The 16,350-nt window shown below is 65.7% G+C and carries 14 protein-coding genes and 2 pseudogenes; 7 read left to right on the forward strand and 9 right to left on the reverse strand.

All coding sequences use genetic code 11. The features are described from left to right. The first annotated feature begins 128 nt into the window (after positions 1–128). Positions 129–3,002: an alkaline phosphatase family protein gene (locus E3T24_RS02775; RefSeq protein ID WP_134409840.1), complete on the forward strand. Its 2,874-nt coding sequence runs from the start codon at positions 129–131 to the stop codon at positions 3,000–3,002. Between the two features lie 221 nt (positions 3,003–3,223). Here E3T24_RS02775 and E3T24_RS02780 read toward each other — a convergent pair whose 3' ends face one another. Next, on the reverse strand, positions 3,224–4,573 hold the full coding sequence (locus E3T24_RS02780) for an HNH endonuclease signature motif containing protein (RefSeq protein WP_134368059.1): 1,350 nt from the start codon (positions 4,571–4,573) through the stop codon (positions 3,224–3,226). A 192-nt stretch (positions 4,574–4,765) separates the two neighbouring features. Here E3T24_RS02780 and E3T24_RS02785 point away from each other — a divergent pair, with 192 nt between their 5' ends. Next, the gene (locus E3T24_RS02785; RefSeq protein WP_134402317.1) at positions 4,766–5,692 is read left to right on the forward strand and encodes an aldo/keto reductase; all 927 of its coding nucleotides are present in this window, start codon (positions 4,766–4,768) and stop codon (positions 5,690–5,692) included. Here the strand turns inward: E3T24_RS02785 and E3T24_RS02790 are convergent. The 5 genes from E3T24_RS02790 to E3T24_RS02810 form a co-directional block, all read right to left on the reverse strand. Next, positions 5,664–6,314 carry a hypothetical protein gene (locus E3T24_RS02790; protein WP_134368057.1) on the reverse strand — a complete coding sequence of 217 codons (651 nt, stop codon included), beginning with the start codon at positions 6,312–6,314 and terminating at the stop codon, positions 5,664–5,666. The two genes, E3T24_RS02785 and E3T24_RS02790, sit on opposite strands and share 29 nt — an antisense overlap. 103 nt (positions 6,315–6,417) lie before the next feature. Next, positions 6,418–7,008, reverse strand: coding sequence for a DUF3618 domain-containing protein (locus E3T24_RS02795; protein ID WP_134368056.1), 591 nt, complete (start codon positions 7,006–7,008; stop codon positions 6,418–6,420). Beyond that, entirely contained in the window at positions 7,005–7,421 is a 417-nt protein-coding gene (locus tag E3T24_RS02800) for a phage holin family protein (RefSeq protein WP_134434267.1), read from the reverse strand. The genes E3T24_RS02795 and E3T24_RS02800 overlap by 4 nt, the downstream gene beginning before the upstream one ends. Further along, positions 7,418–8,170: a hypothetical protein gene (locus E3T24_RS17185; protein WP_160141107.1), complete on the reverse strand. Its 753-nt coding sequence runs from the start codon at positions 8,168–8,170 to the stop codon at positions 7,418–7,420. Before E3T24_RS17185 ends, E3T24_RS02800 begins: the two co-directional genes overlap by 4 nt. Before the next feature lie 244 nt (positions 8,171–8,414). Next, positions 8,415–9,788, reverse strand: a complete 1,374-nt coding sequence (locus E3T24_RS02810; RefSeq protein ID WP_134409842.1) for a serine hydrolase — start codon at positions 9,786–9,788, stop codon at positions 8,415–8,417. A 245-nt stretch (positions 9,789–10,033) separates the two neighbouring features. Here E3T24_RS02810 and E3T24_RS02815 point away from each other — a divergent pair, with 245 nt between their 5' ends. Next, positions 10,034–10,438, forward strand: a complete 405-nt coding sequence (locus tag E3T24_RS02815) for a hypothetical protein (protein ID WP_134368053.1) — start codon at positions 10,034–10,036, stop codon at positions 10,436–10,438. Between the two features lie 306 nt (positions 10,439–10,744). Here E3T24_RS02815 and E3T24_RS02820 read toward each other — a convergent pair whose 3' ends face one another. Together E3T24_RS02820 and E3T24_RS02825 are read right to left on the reverse strand one after the other, a co-directional pair. Further along, positions 10,745–11,434, reverse strand: coding sequence for a DUF4386 domain-containing protein (locus E3T24_RS02820; RefSeq protein ID WP_166789035.1), 690 nt, complete (start codon positions 11,432–11,434; stop codon positions 10,745–10,747). A gap of 224 nt (positions 11,435–11,658) precedes the next feature. Next, positions 11,659–11,997 (reverse strand): hypothetical protein, encoded by a 339-nt coding sequence (locus tag E3T24_RS02825; RefSeq protein ID WP_134368051.1) that lies wholly within the window; start codon positions 11,995–11,997, stop codon positions 11,659–11,661. Between the two features lie 234 nt (positions 11,998–12,231). Here E3T24_RS02825 and E3T24_RS02830 point away from each other — a divergent pair, with 234 nt between their 5' ends. After that, positions 12,232–12,711 carry a hypothetical protein gene (locus E3T24_RS02830; RefSeq protein WP_198416053.1) on the forward strand — a complete coding sequence of 160 codons (480 nt, stop codon included), beginning with the start codon at positions 12,232–12,234 and terminating at the stop codon, positions 12,709–12,711. Between the two features lie 113 nt (positions 12,712–12,824). Here E3T24_RS02830 and E3T24_RS02835 read toward each other — a convergent pair whose 3' ends face one another. Beyond that, entirely contained in the window at positions 12,825–13,469 is a 645-nt protein-coding gene (locus E3T24_RS02835; protein WP_134434268.1) for a DUF4190 domain-containing protein, read from the reverse strand. Between the two features lie 82 nt (positions 13,470–13,551). Between E3T24_RS02835 and E3T24_RS02840 the strand changes: the two are divergent. The 3 genes and pseudogenes from E3T24_RS02840 to E3T24_RS02850 form a co-directional block, all read left to right on the forward strand. Next, positions 13,552–14,463 (forward strand): annotated as a pseudogene (locus E3T24_RS02840) (ATP-binding cassette domain-containing protein); the annotation flags it as partial. A 170-nt stretch (positions 14,464–14,633) separates the two neighbouring features. Continuing rightward, positions 14,634–15,287 (forward strand): annotated as a pseudogene (locus E3T24_RS02845) (ABC transporter permease); the annotation flags it as partial. 7 nt (positions 15,288–15,294) lie between these two features. After that, complete coding sequence (locus tag E3T24_RS02850) at positions 15,295–16,326, forward strand: glycine betaine ABC transporter substrate-binding protein (RefSeq protein ID WP_241975746.1); 1,032 nt, start codon at positions 15,295–15,297, stop codon at positions 16,324–16,326. Positions 16,327–16,350: the final 24 nt, after the last annotated feature.

Here is a 16,350-nt window from a genome sequence, read left to right on the forward strand (position 1 = left end):
CCGTTGGTCAGCGGTAACCGCCCATTCATCGGTTGTTTGGCTGCACACCCTGGGGTTCTGTAAGTGTCTGTTTTGCGCCTCTGACGAGGCTACATCGGCACAACGGACTCCGGAAAATGGGTATGTAAATGAACAGCAAATCACCGCGGAGCGGGCATTCCCGCCTGCGCCATCTCTGTTCCCTGGCTGCTGGCCATCGAATTCTCGCTGTCACCGCCGGAGGCTGCGCCCTTGCTCTACTCGGCGGGGGCATCGCCACCGCGTCGACGCTCGGGTTCGGCGACCAGCAGGTCGGAAGCCTGTACAGCGGCGCGGAACAGATCTCATCAGATCAGACGCTTCAGCCCATCGGTGACCGACTGATGACGCCGTTCGGCAAGCTCATGGGCTCGGTCGTCAGCCCCGACGGCCGCTTCCTCGCCGGAACCAGCGCCGACCGTTCGGTCGACCTGCAGGTCTTCGACCTCAAGACGTACAAGCCGGTCGCAGCAGCGGGCACCCTTGCTGCCGCGAAGTTCGCGACCGCGGCGACTGACGCCGGGTTCGGGAACATGGCCTACCTCAAGATTTCCGACGGCACCGTCGGTCAGGAGGGACCGATTTTCTCCCCAGACGGGAAGTTCCTCTTCGTGTCAGTCGCCACCGGCATCGTCCGGTATCCGTTCAACGCGGACGGCTCGCTCGGGGCCGGCACCAAGATCAGCATCCCGACCGTCGGTGGCCACAAGGCGCTGACCGCCGGCATGGCCTTCTCTGCCGACGGCTCGACCCTCTACGCTGCCGTCAACGGTCAGAACTCGGCGGTCGCAATCGACCCGGCCACGGGCACGATCAAGCAGACCTTTGCCGTGGGCATCGCTCCGCGCCAGCTGAAGCTCATCGACAGCATGCTCTACGTCACGAACGAGGGCGGTCGCCAGGCCGTCGCGGGTGACACGACAATGGACTCCTACGGCACGCAGGTGCCCGCCGACACCACTCTGGGCACCTCCACGACGGGCACGGTCAGCGTCATCGACACGGCGAACCCGTCGACGCCGGTCTCGTCGATCCCGGTTGAACTGCACCCGACAGCGATGTACCTCGACGGCACCATCCTGTACGTGGCCAACACGAACAGCGACACCATCTCGGTCATCGATACGAAGACCAACACGGTCATGCAGACCATCGCCACCCAGCCGTGGGCCTCCTCGACGACCGGCTACGAGCCGACCGCGATCACCATGCAGGACAACCACCTGCTGGTGTCTCTCGGCCGCGCCAACGCCATCGCGGTGTACACGGTCAACAGGAAGGACCCGCGCGACCCGGCCAGTTCCATCGGCCTGCTACCGACGGACTACTTCCCGGAGAACGTCAGCTCGGTCAACGGCCAGATCGTGGTCACCAACACGCGTGGCATCGACGCGCGCGGCCCGGCGCTGACCTACGACAAGGGGCAGGGCACCACCCCCGCGACCGGTCACGGCAGTCACTCGACGACCGCCTCGCTCACCCGGTTCACCCTGCCGAGTGACCAGGAAATCAAGAAATACACCGCGACGGTATTTGCCCAGAACGGCTGGGATGCCACCTCGCTCAAGCAGGCCCAGGGCGAGAACGAGTCAGTCCAGGCCATCCCGAAACGCATCGGGGATCCGTCGGCCATCAAGCACGTGTTCCTCATCGTCAAGGAGAACCGCAGCTACGACCAGCTCTTCGGCGACATGAAGCAAGGCAACGGCGACCCCTCGCTCACGCAGTTCGGCCAGAAAGTCACCCCGAACCAGCACGCGCTTGCGACCCAGTTCGGCCTGTACGACAACACGTACGACATCGGGACGAACTCGGCTGAGGGCCACAACTGGCTCATGCAGGGCGACAACCCGGCATACAGCGAGACCAGCGCGGGCGAGTACGCCCGCTCGTACGACACGGAGGAGGACGTGCTGGGCCACCAGCGCTCCGGCTTCCTCTGGAACTCGATCCAGGCCGCCGGCAAGACCGCCAGGAACTTCGGTGAGTTCGAATACGGCGAGGGCAAGCCGGCCGGTGCGACCTGGCAGCAGTACTACTGCGCGGCGAAGGATGTCACGGCCGGCGGTGACCCCGCCCAGCTGTTCACCCCGTCGCTTCAGCTTCACGCCAGCTCCGTCATTCCGTCTCTCAACGCGATCACGGACCCGAACGCCGCGCCGTTCGACCTCGCGATACCCGACATCTACCGCTACCAGACCTGGAAGCAGAACTTCGAGAAGAACGGTCCGGCCAACCTCAACATGATGTGGCTGTCGAGCGACCACACCGGCGGCACCGCAGACCCGGAGGCCCAGGTCGCTGACAACGACCTCGCGGTCGGCAAGATCGTCGAAGAGATCTCCCACTCTCCCTACTGGAAAGACTCGGCGATCTTCATTGCCGAGGACGACACCCAGGACGGCGCCGACCACGTCGACGGCCACCGCGCTCCCGTTCAGGTGATCAGCCCGTATGCGGTGCACGGCAAGACCGTCAGCACGTATTACTCGCAGATCAGCATGGTCCGCACCATCGAGCAGATCCTCGGCGCCCAACCGCTGAACCAGAAGCTCGCCGCGGCGACGCCGATGACGGATGCGTTCACCAACAAAGCCGACCTGACTCCGTATGACGCGGTGCTCAACCAGGTGCCGCTGACCGAGGGCGTGGTGACCGCGCCCGCCTGCGGCTACGACACGCTCGGCACGACCGGCGCAGAGGCGGACGCGGTGAACGCCGCCGCCGCCAAGGCCGCTGAGATCCCTGCGGCTGAGAAAACCGTCGCTGCCAAGTGGCAGAGGTGGGCCGAGAAGCAGCACTTCACCGGAACCGCTCACCACGACGCGGTGGCGGACTTCAACAACCCGGACCTGATGAACCGCTGGACCTGGTACCAGACCCACCACTGGACGTCTCCGTACCCTGGGGACGCGAAGATCTACGGGCCTGACGATGTCCCCGGTATCCCGGCGGGCTCGACCAACGAGAACGACGACCACTGATAATGCTCGATCGGCTGGCCGCCGATCACTGATCGCCAGTGAGCACCGGGCCCGATGGGACATCCGTCGGGCCCGGTGCTGGGCCCGAGAGTGAATCAGCGCGACAGCGCTACTCCGGTGCTGGGCCCGAGAGTGAATCAGCGCGACAGCGCTACTGATGTGCTGTCGCTTCACTGTCTCGGTGTCCATCTCGGTGTGCCCAATAGAGCTCGGCGTGCCCCTCAGAACGGTGGGGGTTCGTCCGACTCCGGCGGCCGCGTCTTCGCGTCGGCCGGCCGCACCTGCTCCGGTGGTGGCCCAGCCTTCGATCTTCGCCAACTTTCCGGCGGGCGGATGATCGTGACCGGTTCGCTGATGAACCTGCGCCCGGTCGGGGATGTCCACTCGAGTGTGCCGTCCGGTAGGTGCACGTAGCTCCATCGCGTCTCCGACTTCAGCGCGTGGTCGGCCGGACACAGGTGCGCGAGATTGTCGTGCGCGGTCAGCCCCTCGAACTGCCAGTCCAGGGTGTGGTCGAGGTCGCAGTGCGCTGCCGCCCGCCGGCAACCCGGCCACCGGCAGGTCGCATCTCGCACCCTCAAATACCGTTTCAGGTCTTTCGGCACCTTGTACCGGGTGCGGCCCACCGACAGCACCGCCCCGGTCTCGGGATGGGTCAGGATGCGGATGAAACTCGGGGCCCGCGCCGCGATCTCCCTGGCCGTATCCGGGTCGATCGGCCCGTACCCCTCGAGCTCGCCGGGCTCCTCGGAGTGGCCGAGGAGCGTCATCACCGGGACGGTGACATGCACGGTGCCGCGGATTCCCCTGCCGACGCCCGACGCGGTGACCCCGTCGAGGATGAGGTCCGCGAACGTGTCCGCGCGCAGCTGAGTCAACGTGCGTTTCTCGCCCGGGCCCTGCGAACTCAACGCAGTCACCGTGAGCCGGTCGTACCCGGCCTTCACCTTCTCCGCGGAGTCGTACCAGTGCAGCGAGGCCATCCCATCGGGCTCCGGCTCGAAGAAGACTCTGCGGTCGGCCACGGACTTCTGATGCCGGGCCCTGATCGATTCCGGGTGCAGCCGTTCCCGCAGCACCCGGGCCCGGTGTTTGAGGTTCGAGACGGTCAGGTGGGGTGCCGACTTCAGCAGGGCCTGCTCGAACCCGGCCAGCGCCTCGGCTGGGAGGGACCAGGCCTGATTGATCAGCGCCTGCGCGTGCCGGTAGGTGATCGCCCCGTTCTGCAGGGCTGCCCGGGTGCCCGGCAGTTCGTTCATGAGGGTGTGGCTCTCGGCGATCAGGGTCTCCGCCGACCGCACCGGCAACCGCAGCGTGCAGGCCAGCTCGGTCACGAACTCCCGCTCGGCGATCATCGCGGCGTCCCACCCGGCGCGGGGCACCCGCGCGGCCAGCGAGAGTGCCGCCGGGTCCCGGGCGGCGTCCCGCACCACCGCCTCGGCGAACCGCCGTGCCTGATCGACCTGCTCGGCGAGGCGAGCGTCCACCCGGGCGGCCTCCGCCTGCGTCTCCCGGATCGCGTCGAAATGACGACCCAGGGTCTCCATCTGCTCCACAACTGAGGGCTTCATGAGACACACGATACGGGCACCCACCGACATTCAACGGCCCAAACGGGCACCCACCAGTGCCCTGTGGAGAACCTGATCAAACGCTATTTGTGGAGGGGCCGCGCGCCTCCGGAACCGGTCTAAGCGACGCTGGGCTTGGGGACCCTCAAAGCGTCCGCGCCGCGGGAATTCGAAGTAAGGCAGGATGGATTGATGAAGATCTACAACCCTCCACGCACGAACCTGCAAGCATCCAATGTCATTCTCGGCTTGATGAGGATCTCGGAACTGGGGGATGAGGAGATCCGCACTCTCGTCGGCACCGCTCGGGATGCCGGCATCAACTTCTTCGACCACGCCGATATTTACGGTGGGGCCCACGGGTGTGAAAAGCGGTTCGGTGACGCGGTCACGTTCACGGACGCAGAGCGTGAGTCGGTCATCATCCAGTCCAAGGTCGGCATCCGGCAGGGCTTCTTCGATTTCTCCAGGGAACACATCCTCCGCTCGGTCGACGAGTCCCTCGCGGCGCTGAACCTCGACTACCTGGACATCCTGCTGCTGCACCGTCCGGACACCCTGGTCGAGCCCGAGGAGGTCGCTTCGGCGTTCGACGCCCTGCACGCCGCGGGGAAGGTGCGCAACTTCGGCGTCTCCAACCAGACGCCTGGGGTGATCGAACTTCTGAAGCGATCAGTCAACCAGCCGCTCGCCTTCAACCAGGTGCAGCTGAGCATCACCCACGCGCCGTTGATCTCCCAGGGAGTCGCCGCCAACATGGCAGGGCTGGAACAGTCCGTTGTTCGGGACAACGGGCTCCTCGAGTACAGCAGACTGAACGACATCACCCTGCAGGCCTGGTCGCCGTTCCAGAGCGGCAGCTTCGACGGTGCGTTCGTGGGCGACCGGGAGCATTACGGCCCGCTCAATGACGCGCTCGAGGAAATCGCCGCCGCCCACGGCGTCACGCCCACGGGGATCGCTGTCGCCTGGATCACCAGGCACCCGGCCAACATTCAGGTGGTCCTGGGCACGACCAAGCCCGCGCGAGTGGTGGAGTCCGCCGCCGGGTCCGATATCCCGCTCAGCCGTGAGGAGTGGTACCGCCTCTTCACGGCCGCGGGACACGCCCTCCCGTAAGGCCCGATCTCCAGGCCCGGGAACGAAGCAGGGTGAAGGACCCATCTCTCACGGGGAGCGTGCTCCCGGAGGATGACACCCTCTGACCTGGATCGCTGGAGGTGGCGAGTTCCCATTCCTGGTTGGGAGAGGAGGGAATGGTGAACTCCACCTCCTTCGGGCCGGCGTTAAGCAGGGACGCAAACGCGTCCGCGCCGACGTGCTCCAGAATGAAGGCCATCGCCTGGGCGTCCACGTCATCCCAATCCGCGTCACTGAACTTTTCGGCATCCGCTCGCAAGACCCGCACTGTGTCGCCCGTGCCGGCATCGGGGGACTGCCGGAACCAGTTGGGGCGCAGGGCCGGATTTTCTTGGCGCAGCGTGAGGAGGTCACGCGTGAAGGCAAGCATCTCGTGGTCGACCGCATCCCAGTCGAACCAGGAGATTTCGTTGTCCTGGCAGCAGTCGTTGTTGTCGTCGCCCTGGCTGCGGCCTGGTTCGTCGCCGCCGAGGATCATGGGCAGGCCCGCCGAGAACAGCATTGTGGCCATCAGGTTACGGTGCATCAGGTCGTGGCGGTCGTTGACGTCGGCGTCGCCGTCCTGCCGAGTGAGCGTCGTGGCCAGGAGAGAGGGGGTCATCGGTTCCTTTCCAGGGACAGCACGAGGTGCAAACGAGGTGAAACCCGGCGGCCGGTCAGACCCAACTGCGTGAGCGGGTCGACCGTGCCGCCGGGAGCCGGCGCTAATGGCCCGGGGTCTGCCCCGCGTGCTTTGCTTCGTCGCGCACCTCGCTGACGGCGTCGGTGGTCTCGGATTTGACGGTGGCTGCCGCATCCGTGGCCGTGTCCTTCACGGCATCCGCGGCATCGGTGAGCGGCTGCTTGAGGTGCTCGCCGACCTGCTTTGCGGCGTCGGTCACTTCCTGCACCAGCGGCTCAGCGGCTTCGGTGACCTTGCCGGCGATTCGCTTCTCCGTGGTGCTCGCGGGGACCATCGACGACGCCAGCCAGCCGACCCCGAAGGCGATCAGGCCGATGGCCAGGGGGTTGCCCTTCGCTTTCTGTGCGGCGTGGTGTGCTGCGTCGGAGGCGTCGTCGGCGAGGCCGCTCAGCGAATCGCCCGCGTCGGAGGCGGAACCCATCAACTTGTCTTTCACAGAGCCCACGGCTCCTTTCACTTTGTCGGTCTGGCGTTGCATGATTTTGCCCGGCGTGACCTTGTCGGCCAGGGCGTCGACGTCGCTGCCGAGTTCGCGGCGCGTGATTTCGATCTCGGCGCGGAGGACGTCCGGGTCGGTGCTGGTGCTGGTGCTGGGAGAAATGTCGGTGCTCATCGGTTTTCCTCATTTCGTTTGAGTGCGTCTGGAATGTGCTTCAAAGAATCGACGGTGCGTGGCGCGCCCTGAACGGTATTGAGTTCTTTGCGGCCCAGGACATATAGCACGGCGGCCACGATTCCCCAGACCAGGGCGACGATGAACGCCGCCCAGGCGATGTCCATGGCCTGGCCGAGTCCCCACCAGGCCGCGAGCGAGAGGAAGAGAACGGTGAGATGGCCGGCATAGCCCGCGCCCCCGAGCAGGCCGGCTCCCTTGCCCGCGCGGGTGGCGGACTGGCGCACTTCCGCCTTCGCGAGCGCGACCTCCTGGCGCATGAGTGTGGACACGTCACGGGTGACCTCGGTGAGCAGGTCACCCAGGGAGGTTTCGGCGGCCTTGACCTCGGACGGGGTGTGCAGGTCGGTCATCGCGGCATCCCACCGAGGTCGGGGTTGGTGGAGTACTCGGAGTTGGATCCGTACGCGGGAGTGGCGGTGTAGTCGGGGTTGGTGACGGCGTATCCGGGGGTCGCGGCGGCGTAACCGGGCGTGACCTTGGACTCGCGGGTGGGCTCCTCGGCAGAGTCCTTGGACTCCTCGATCACCCCGCGCGTCAGCCGTCCGGCGAGGACACCCGCTACGGCGGCGATGGCAATAAAGGTTCCGGGCTTGCGCCGGGCGTAGTTCTTCACCTCGCCGAGGAGGGAGCCCGGGTCGCGCTGGTCCAGCCAGTCTGCGATCCCGGCGGCTCGCGTGGCGGCCTGCTGGGCGAGGTCGCTGGCCACTCCCTGGGTTTCGGATTTCCCGGCCATCGCGCCGAACTCGTCGCCGAGTGAACGGATGCCTGAGGCTACCCGCTTCTGCTGGGCTGCGGCCTGGTCGGCGAGTTCCGACTGGGTTTCGCGGTAGAGGTCCTTGGCCTGCTTCTTGGTCTCAGAGCCGACCTTATGAATCTCTTCCTTGGTGACGCCGGCGACGTGCTGACCGGCGGCGACCGATGTGTCCTTGACATCGGCGGCCCGGTCTCCGACGGTGGGGCTCTGGTCCGCTGTGACGGGGGCGACGTTGCTGTCGAGGCGGCTGGACTCTACGGTGTCCGTGTTGAAGGTGCTCTCTCTGGCCGTGTTGAAGTCAAATCCGGCGGCACCGGGGGCAAATGTTGGATCGGCGTTGGACATGGCTCTCCTTCGAAATGTGGACGGGCCCGTCGACGATGACCGACGGCATTCCCGGGTGGCATTCATCATGATTCGGCGCCGGGAGGCAGCGCAAGCAAGCTGAGAAAACTCGCGAATCTTGCCAGAATGCGTGACGAAATGGGAGAAATCCCGTCACTAAAGATTGTCTTCCAGCACCGTCGGAAAGCGCCCGCAAGAGGCCCAGCGCTAGCTCCGCGTCGGGAGGCTGCGGCCCAGCAATCGGCTAGCGGCTGACCAGGCGAGTGTGGGGCAGGTCCCCGAACGCAACGTTCTGTTCGATGTCGAGGGTTAACGCGTCAGTCCCGAAGTCGAGTGTGTACGTGCGCGAGAACGGTGTGCCCACGTTGTGCGCCCGCACGACCAGGGTTTTGGGGGAGACCCACGCGCCGCTGGACAGCACCCGGGCATCACCGGATGCCACCCACTCGCCGTGACCGAATGCTATCGGTCGCGCCGTGCCGCCACGGATGATCGTGAGCAGACCCGGCTCGAGAGTGGCCGCGGTCACTTCCGCATCATCGAAGTTGAAGCGGATGCCCGCCACCCGGGCAGCCGTCGGTGACGTGCGCTCCCCGATGACGGTCGGCAGGGTGAGGGACGCCAGCGTTCCGGCGAGACCGGTCTTCAGTTCGGGGATCGGGTGGTCGGTGAAGGCGGGCAGCAGGTGTTCCCAGACGAGATCGAGGGCGCGTTGCGCGGTCGGGAGCGCCGAGGTCAGCGTGATCACGGCATCCGTTTCTGGAAGCACGAGGCAGAACTGGCCGAAGGCCCCGTCGGCGCGGTAGCCCGTCGGCCGGTTCCGCCAGAACTGGTAGCCGTAGCCCTCCCGTCCGTCGACATCGTGCTCGGTGCCCGACGTGTCCACCTGCGTGGAGGTGGCCTCGTCGATCCACTCCGCCGCGACGAGTCGCGTGCCGTTCCACTCGCCTCGCTGCAGAAGCAGCTGGCCGAAGGTCGCGAGCTGCTCGGTCGTGATGGAGAGCCCCCAACCGCCGGCGTCGATTCCGCGCGGGCAGGTCTGCCAGGTGGCGCTGACGATGCCGAGCGGGTCGAACAACCGAGGGGTGAGGTAGTCGAACAGGCGCTCACCGGTGAGTCGCTGGAGGATCGCCGAGAGCAGGTAGCTCGCCCCGCTGTTGTAGACGTAGTGGCTGCCCGGCGCGAACTCGAGGGGCTGGGTGAGGATGGTGCGGGCCCAGTTGTCGCCGTGAGAGTCGTCGGCGAGCGACACAGTGTCGGTCGGATGCCCCGTGGTCATGGTGAGCAGGTGGCGCACGCTCAGCGCGGCCAGGTGCGGGTCGATCTGCGCGGGCAGGTCATCGGGGAGCAGGTCGACGACGAGGTCGTCGAGCGTCAGCCGGCCCTCGCCGATGGCGAGCCCGATGGCGGTCGAGGTGAAGCTCTTGCTCACCGAGAACATAAGGTGCGGATGCTGCGCCGCGTAGGGATGCCACCAGCCCTCGGCCACGACGCGGCCGTGTCGAACGACCATGAGGCTGTGCAGGCTCTCGAGCTGCTCCGCCGCGGCGACGAAATCGAGAATGGCCTGGGAAGACATTCCCTCGGCTTCAGGGGTGCTGCGGGGGAGCGGGGTCATGGTTCAATTCTGCCGGGTCCAGGTGATGTGAGCGAGCACCCTGCCGGGCCTGCGCGCCGGTGCGTCCGTGCCTCACACGCTACCGCCGTCAGGGGTACTGGGTCACCCTTCAACCCTTGTGGAGGTGAACCGAAGTCGGTAGTGTCCGTTCACGCCGTTGAGCGACCAGGCGGTGACTTGCGCGTAAGGAGGACGATGGTGTCCGAACGTACGGAACGACTCTCGCACGCGTCCCACGGCGTGCGATGAAAACCGTTGTGTTGTCTGTCGCCGGCATCCTCTCGGGTGCTCTCTTCTACGCGCTACTTGGTTTCTCGGAAGGAGGGTGGGCGGGACTGTTCTCCGGAGCCGCGCTGCTCAGTGTGCTGCCGCGAATGGCCCTTACGATCCTCGTATTTGGTGTCCTACTTCTGGGCGGTCTGATGCTTCCGCGTGCCTTCGCCGTTGGAGTGACGATCGGAATGATGGCATGTTTTCTCGTGGGGCTCGGGCTTCTTTTCGGCAACCCGGAGACGTACACCCTCGGAGACCCATACCAGCTGTACCTGCTTAGCCGCGGTCCGCGGAACCCATTCATTTGGTTTGCATTCCTCACCGCGGGATTCGCGTTAGTAGCTCATATAAGCAACGAACGCCCCGCCAGCGTTTGAAGCTCTTGGGAATCAATCACCACTTCAGCCGGCGGTGACACGAGCCGGGCGACAACCCAATTCCCTCTTCCATGTTGTCCTCGTGCCGGTGAGTAGAGATTTGCGCTTCTGGGCGGAACTTCTCAGCGGCTGGGTCACGGCTATCACCGTTCACGCAGATCGACATGCTGATACCGATCATCCTGCGCTGAGGCGCGGTCACTGTCGACGAGGCTGACGATATCGCGCAGCAACGCAGCGACAAGGAATGCGACCAAGGAACGACGGTGTGAGCCGCAGGCCATCCGTCGTCGTCGTCCTGCATCGTCAGTCGGGCAGATCCTCCTCGGCGTCGACGACCTTCACGGCCATGATGAGCAGCCACAGCGCCAGTCCGACCTCGGCGATGAACCCCACGGCGAACGACGGGTAGCTGATCGCGGGGTAGTCCGGCAGCAGCAGTGCCTGAAGGAACCAGATGATGACACCGACCCCATCGACGATCAGAATGACCCCGAGGAATTTCGGAAGGAACCCCGACTTGAACACGAGATAGCCAAGCGGGAACAGCCATATGCCGAAGAACAGCTGGGCCGTAGCGAAGGCCGTCTTGTAGACGTCGATCGACAAATACGCCGACGCCTCCAGTTGCGCAGCTGAGTAGGCCTGAAGGTGACCGGCCCCATCCTGCTGCAGGAGAGCGGAAATGAGTGGAATCATGCTGGCGCATTGGATGCCGACGCCCACCGCGTTGAGCAGGAGGAAGAGCAGCGCCAGATGCCGGTTGACAGGTCGGAGCAGAACGTACAAGCCCCAGGCGGCCGCGAGGAAGAAGAAGGCCGACAAATACGCGATGACAAGGGCGAGCCGAAAGGACAAGGGGTTCGTGGCGATCGACTCGTAGACCTGCTCGGCCCCGCCCATGCCGATGTGGCCGACCAACCCGGCAAGCAGCGAGGCCAGCACGAACGCCAGGTAGAAGGCACCCGTGAGGGGGGCTACGGTGCGCGGCGCCATGTCATTGACTTTTCCCGCTGGCATCCCACTCATCTCCTGTTTCGACCGAGTCGCGTTGCTGATCGGCAGGGTAGCAGCCGTCCCTCTGCTGGGGAACCGGAAGAACTCGAGGTCACTCCCTCGCGGGCCCGTAGAGCCTGCCGTAGAGAAGGCCGATGACAACTCCGAGAGCCGCGATCCTGATCACGTTGAACAGCGCCGCGATCAGGAAGTACCGTCAGGCGTCAGGCGTCAGGCGTCGGGGTGAGTAGCTTGGCGGGGACTTCGACGAGTGCGGTGACGACGACCAGGGCGGTGAGGCTCAGCAGCAATGACTTGAGAACAGGACTCTGCGTGGGCAGCCGGTCGTAGAAGCGAACCAGGGAATAGCTGACACCGAATCCCAGAACCATGCCACCGAACATGGCCTCCAGCAGCATCGGCACGTAGGCAATCGAAAGCGCGGCCCTGTACTCCGCGGCGATGGGGGTCAGCGAGATCGCGAAGTTGGCGGCCCAGAATGCCAGGCCTCCAGCGACCGCCGGGATCGACGCCCTCCTCCAGGTTCGCACTGGTCGGGTCATCGCCTTCCTCTCGTTTCAAAACTCCGATGCGCTGCTCTGACCTGCCGAACTCGTTTTCACATTAGCCACGTTGACTGGTTTCGAGCACCTCCCCGGGATTGGGCGTGTGGACTGGGCCGCCCGCAGAGTTGTGGGCTTCCCTTCGGTGGCGCTAGATCGGCAGCGGAGAGCTGCCGCGATCGTGTCGGAGTCGCGCTGATATGGTTGGGTCGCTCAGCAACGAAGGAGATCGCATTGAACCGAACCCAGGCAAAAATCCTGTTCACAGCTGCAGCAGCTCTTGCGCTCCTCGGAGGCAGCCTTGCCGGGTGCGCTGCGGTTCCTGACTCAGAGGCCGCCAGCTCTTCACAGTCGCCAAAGGTCTCGGAAGCTCCTGCTCCGGAGATGCCTGCCGACCTCACCGGCGAGTGGATGTCGACCAATTCAGGGTCCGAGGACAGCTATCAGTCCGCCACGATTGATTCGGGCTCGATCAAGATCAACTGGGTCAGCGACGGTGGCAATACAAAGGCCCTCTATTGGGCTGGCAGTTACGAGGCTCCGACCGAGTCAGGTGTTTACTCCTGGGACTCGCAGAATGACACAGAGAAGACTTCGGGCGCGATGCTCGCCTCAAGCGACCCGATCAAAACGTTCTCGTATAACGACAAGGTCATCAGCTACGACGTCTCAGCGATGGGCGTAACCAAGACAGTCACACTCGAACGCAAATAATTCGGGCTGTGCCACGGACGAGCTGCACGAGCCGCGCTCGGCGGGGAGCGCAAGCAGAAATGAGGAACGCCGCCCACACGACGGTGTGAACGGCGTTCAATCGTGCTCGGTTCTTACTGGGCGGCGTAGAAGAAGTCCTCGCCGAAGACCGACTTCACCGTCCATGTGCCTATCGCCACATCGGCGGACGGGACCTCGATGACGACGTTGCCGGTGGCCGTGGCTCCCGGGTACAGGTCGTTGGTCGCGCTCAGCTCGTTCGGGCCCATAGCAATGTGGTCGAACACCTGGTGGGTCGTGCCCGCGGCGCTGACGAAGCTGAATGTGAGGTCGAAGGCCGGGTTGCCGGTCTCCGTGCCGACGTATTTGACGGTGACCGGGACCATCGCCCACTGGCTACCGGCGGCAGGCGCGTCGTTAAACTGGTTCTCCGCTGCCATCGCCGCGTTCGCGTCGAGGGTCGACGCGTTCAACGTCACCTCCCATGCGGGGACGCCCGCGTTCTTGACGACAACCGTTGTGCCAAGGGGTGCCGGGTTCTCCCAGGTGCCGACCGCCGCGCTGTCGGCAGCGGGCGCGTCCGCAGCGGGAGCGTCCGCGGCGGGCGCCTCGGCGACCGGTTTGGTGCTGACGGAGTCCGCGACCGCGGCCGCGAACCCGGCGATGTACACGACGGCCATGATGACAGAAAGGATGATGGCGACGACGGAAATGACGAGCCCGGCGATCGCGGTGGTCCGCGCGCGCTTCTGAAGCACAGCGACGAGGCCGAGGACAGCGCCGACGAGCGCGAGGAGGCCCGAGCCGTAGTTGATGAAGGGGATGAAGGCGCCGATGACGGCCCGCGTCGACGAACTCCTCGAGCTCGTCTCCCTCGACCCCGCGCTCTACCGCGACCGGTACCCCAAGGAGCTCTCCGGTGGCCAGCAGCAACGCGTCGGCGTGGCGCGCGCCCTCGCGGCAGACCCGCCCGTGCTCCTCATGGACGAGCCCTTCGGCGCCGTCGACCCGATCACCCGCCTTCGCCTGCAGGACGAGCTGATCAACATCCAGGAAGAACTGCAGAAGACCATCGTCTGCGTCACCCACGACTTTGACGAGGCCGTCAAGCTCGGCGACTGGATCGCCACCTTCAACGAGGGCGCCCAGCTGGAGCAGTACGACACCCCGGAACGCATCCTCGGTGACCCGGCCAGCGAGTTCGTCGAAAACTTCATCGGGTCTGGCGCCGGCCTCAAACAGCTCACCCTGACCCGGGTGGCGGAGGTCGGCCTCAGCGACGCCGTCGTGGGAACTCCCGGCGAACGGGCAGCGGATGTCCTGACCCGCGTCGTCGAGGCCGGCCAGGGGCACGCGGTCATCGTCGATGAGCGTCGCCGTCCCGTCCAAAGGCTCTCCCGGCGCAAGCTCGGCCGCCTCGAGGTCATCGGCAACGTTCCCGACCCGAAACTCCCGGTCGTCGGCTACCGTGCCACGCTCAATGACGCGCTCGACACGATGCTCGTCTCCAGCGCCGGGGCCGCGCTCGTCACCGGCCGCCGCGAGATGTTCAAGGGCGTTATCGACGTGCAGACCGTGATGGACGCCATCACCCGGTCACAGACCGCTGCGGTGCTCGAGTCAGATCAGGCGCCCATCGGCCTGAACACGGGACTGTTCCAGGCGCAGGCGGCTGCCGCGGAGGCCGACCTGAGCGAGACCGACAGCAGCGATTCCGAAAGCAGCGGCGCTGACGCGCGGGCCGCTCAGTGAGTACCACAACCCTGAAGACGGATGCCGACAGTGTCGGCGACGACTTCGCCGTCACGCCCGACGACGCGTCCGCGCAGGCTGCACCGGTCAGCCGTGCCCGCGCCGTGTGGCATTCCTGGCGGGGACTGGTCTACCAGCTGGCCGGCATCCTGCTCGCGTTCCTCACGCTCCTGATCTGGCTGCTGACGGCCAACCTCTCGCCGATCGAGCTCACCACCCTCGCCCCGGCCGCGCTCTGGGTCTACACCGTGGGGCACATCCAGCTCACCCTGCTCGCCGCGGTGATCGTGTTGGTCGTCGCGATTCCTCTGGGGATCGCCCTGACCCGCAGGCCCCTGCGGTTTCTGACCGCTCCGGTGCTCGCGATCGCCAACGTCGGGCAGGCCGCCCCCGCGATCGGAGTCGTCGTGCTGCTCGCGTTCTGGGTTGGTTTCGGCTTCTGGGCCGCGACGTTGAGCCTCGTGCTCTACGCGGTGCTTCCCGTGCTGCGCAACACCATGGTCGGGCTGCAGCAGGTCGATGCCCGCCTGGTCGAGGCCGGACGTGGCATGGGCATGAGCTCCGCAGCCGTGCTGTTTCGCGTGGAACTCCCGCTCGCCGTTCCGGTCATGCTGTCGGGAGTGCGCACCGCCCTCGTTCTGTTGGTGGGCACCGCAGCCCCGGCCACGTTCGTCAACGGCGGTGGGCTCGGCATCCTCATCATCACGGGCGTCAATCTCAGCCTCACCCCCGTGCTCGTCACCGGAGCCCTGCTCGTGGCTCTCCTCGCCCTGCTCATCGACTGGGTCGGCCGCGTTGTCGAACACGTTGCCCGCCCGAAGGGGACTCTAGATGTACCGTTCCTCTCCTCGCGCCCGCCGCATGCCCCTCGGCCGCTGGGGTCTGGCAGCCGGTGTGCTCGCCCTGTCCGCCGTCGCCCTGACCGGCTGCGGCCTGAAACCGTCGACCTCGTACGTGCCCGCGGTTGGTCCCGGATCGATCACCCCGCTCGACGGTGCCGAGGGCGTCGAACTCACGGTCACGTCCAAGAGCTTCACGGAGCAGCTGCTGCTCGGCAAGATTGCGGTGCTCGCCGGGACCGCGGCGGGATTCGACGTCACCGACCTGAGCAATCTGCCCGGCAGCCAGCCGACCCGCGAACTAATCCTCTCCGGTCAGGCCGACGTGCTCTGGGAATACACCGGGACCGCGTGGCTGACCTACCTCGGTCAGGCCGAGGCGATCGCCGATCAGGGCGAAATGTGGCAGGCCGTGCACGACCGGGACATCGAGAACGGCCTCACCTGGGGCACGCCGGCACCCATGAACAACACTTTCGCCCTGGCTGTGCGCAGTGAGGCGGTCGCCGAGCTGGGCGGTATCACGACCATGTCCCAACTGGCGGCGTTGCCGGTCGAAGACCGCACGTTCTGCGTCGAGTCCGAATTCAACTCCCGGCCGGACGGCATGAATCCCATTCTCAAGCGCTACGGACTGGAACGCGGGGCCGCCGACGGCGTGCCCGACGGCAACATCGGCATCTATGACACCGGTGCGATCTACAGCGCGACCGACGACGACGACGGAGCCTGCAACTTCGGCGAGGTCTTCACGACGGACGGCCGCCTCGACGCACTCGACCTCGTCGTTCTGACCGACGACCTCGCGTTTTTCCCTGCATACAACGTGGCGCCGGTCTTCTTCACTGAGACGATCGAGGCCAACCCCGGCCTGGAGGAGATCTTCGCCGAGATTTCACCCCGGCTCACCGACGAGGTGCTGCGCGGCCTGAACCGACAGATCGACGTCGACGGCGCGGAACCCGCCGATGTGGCCTACGCCTGGATGGTCGAGGAGGGTTTCTTCACCGACCCGACCGAGTAGGCTCGAGTGTTCCGGAACCGGAGC

The organism is Cryobacterium sp. TmT2-59 (genome assembly GCF_004403545.1).
GTDB lineage: Bacteria > Actinomycetota > Actinomycetes > Actinomycetales > Microbacteriaceae > Cryobacterium > Cryobacterium shii.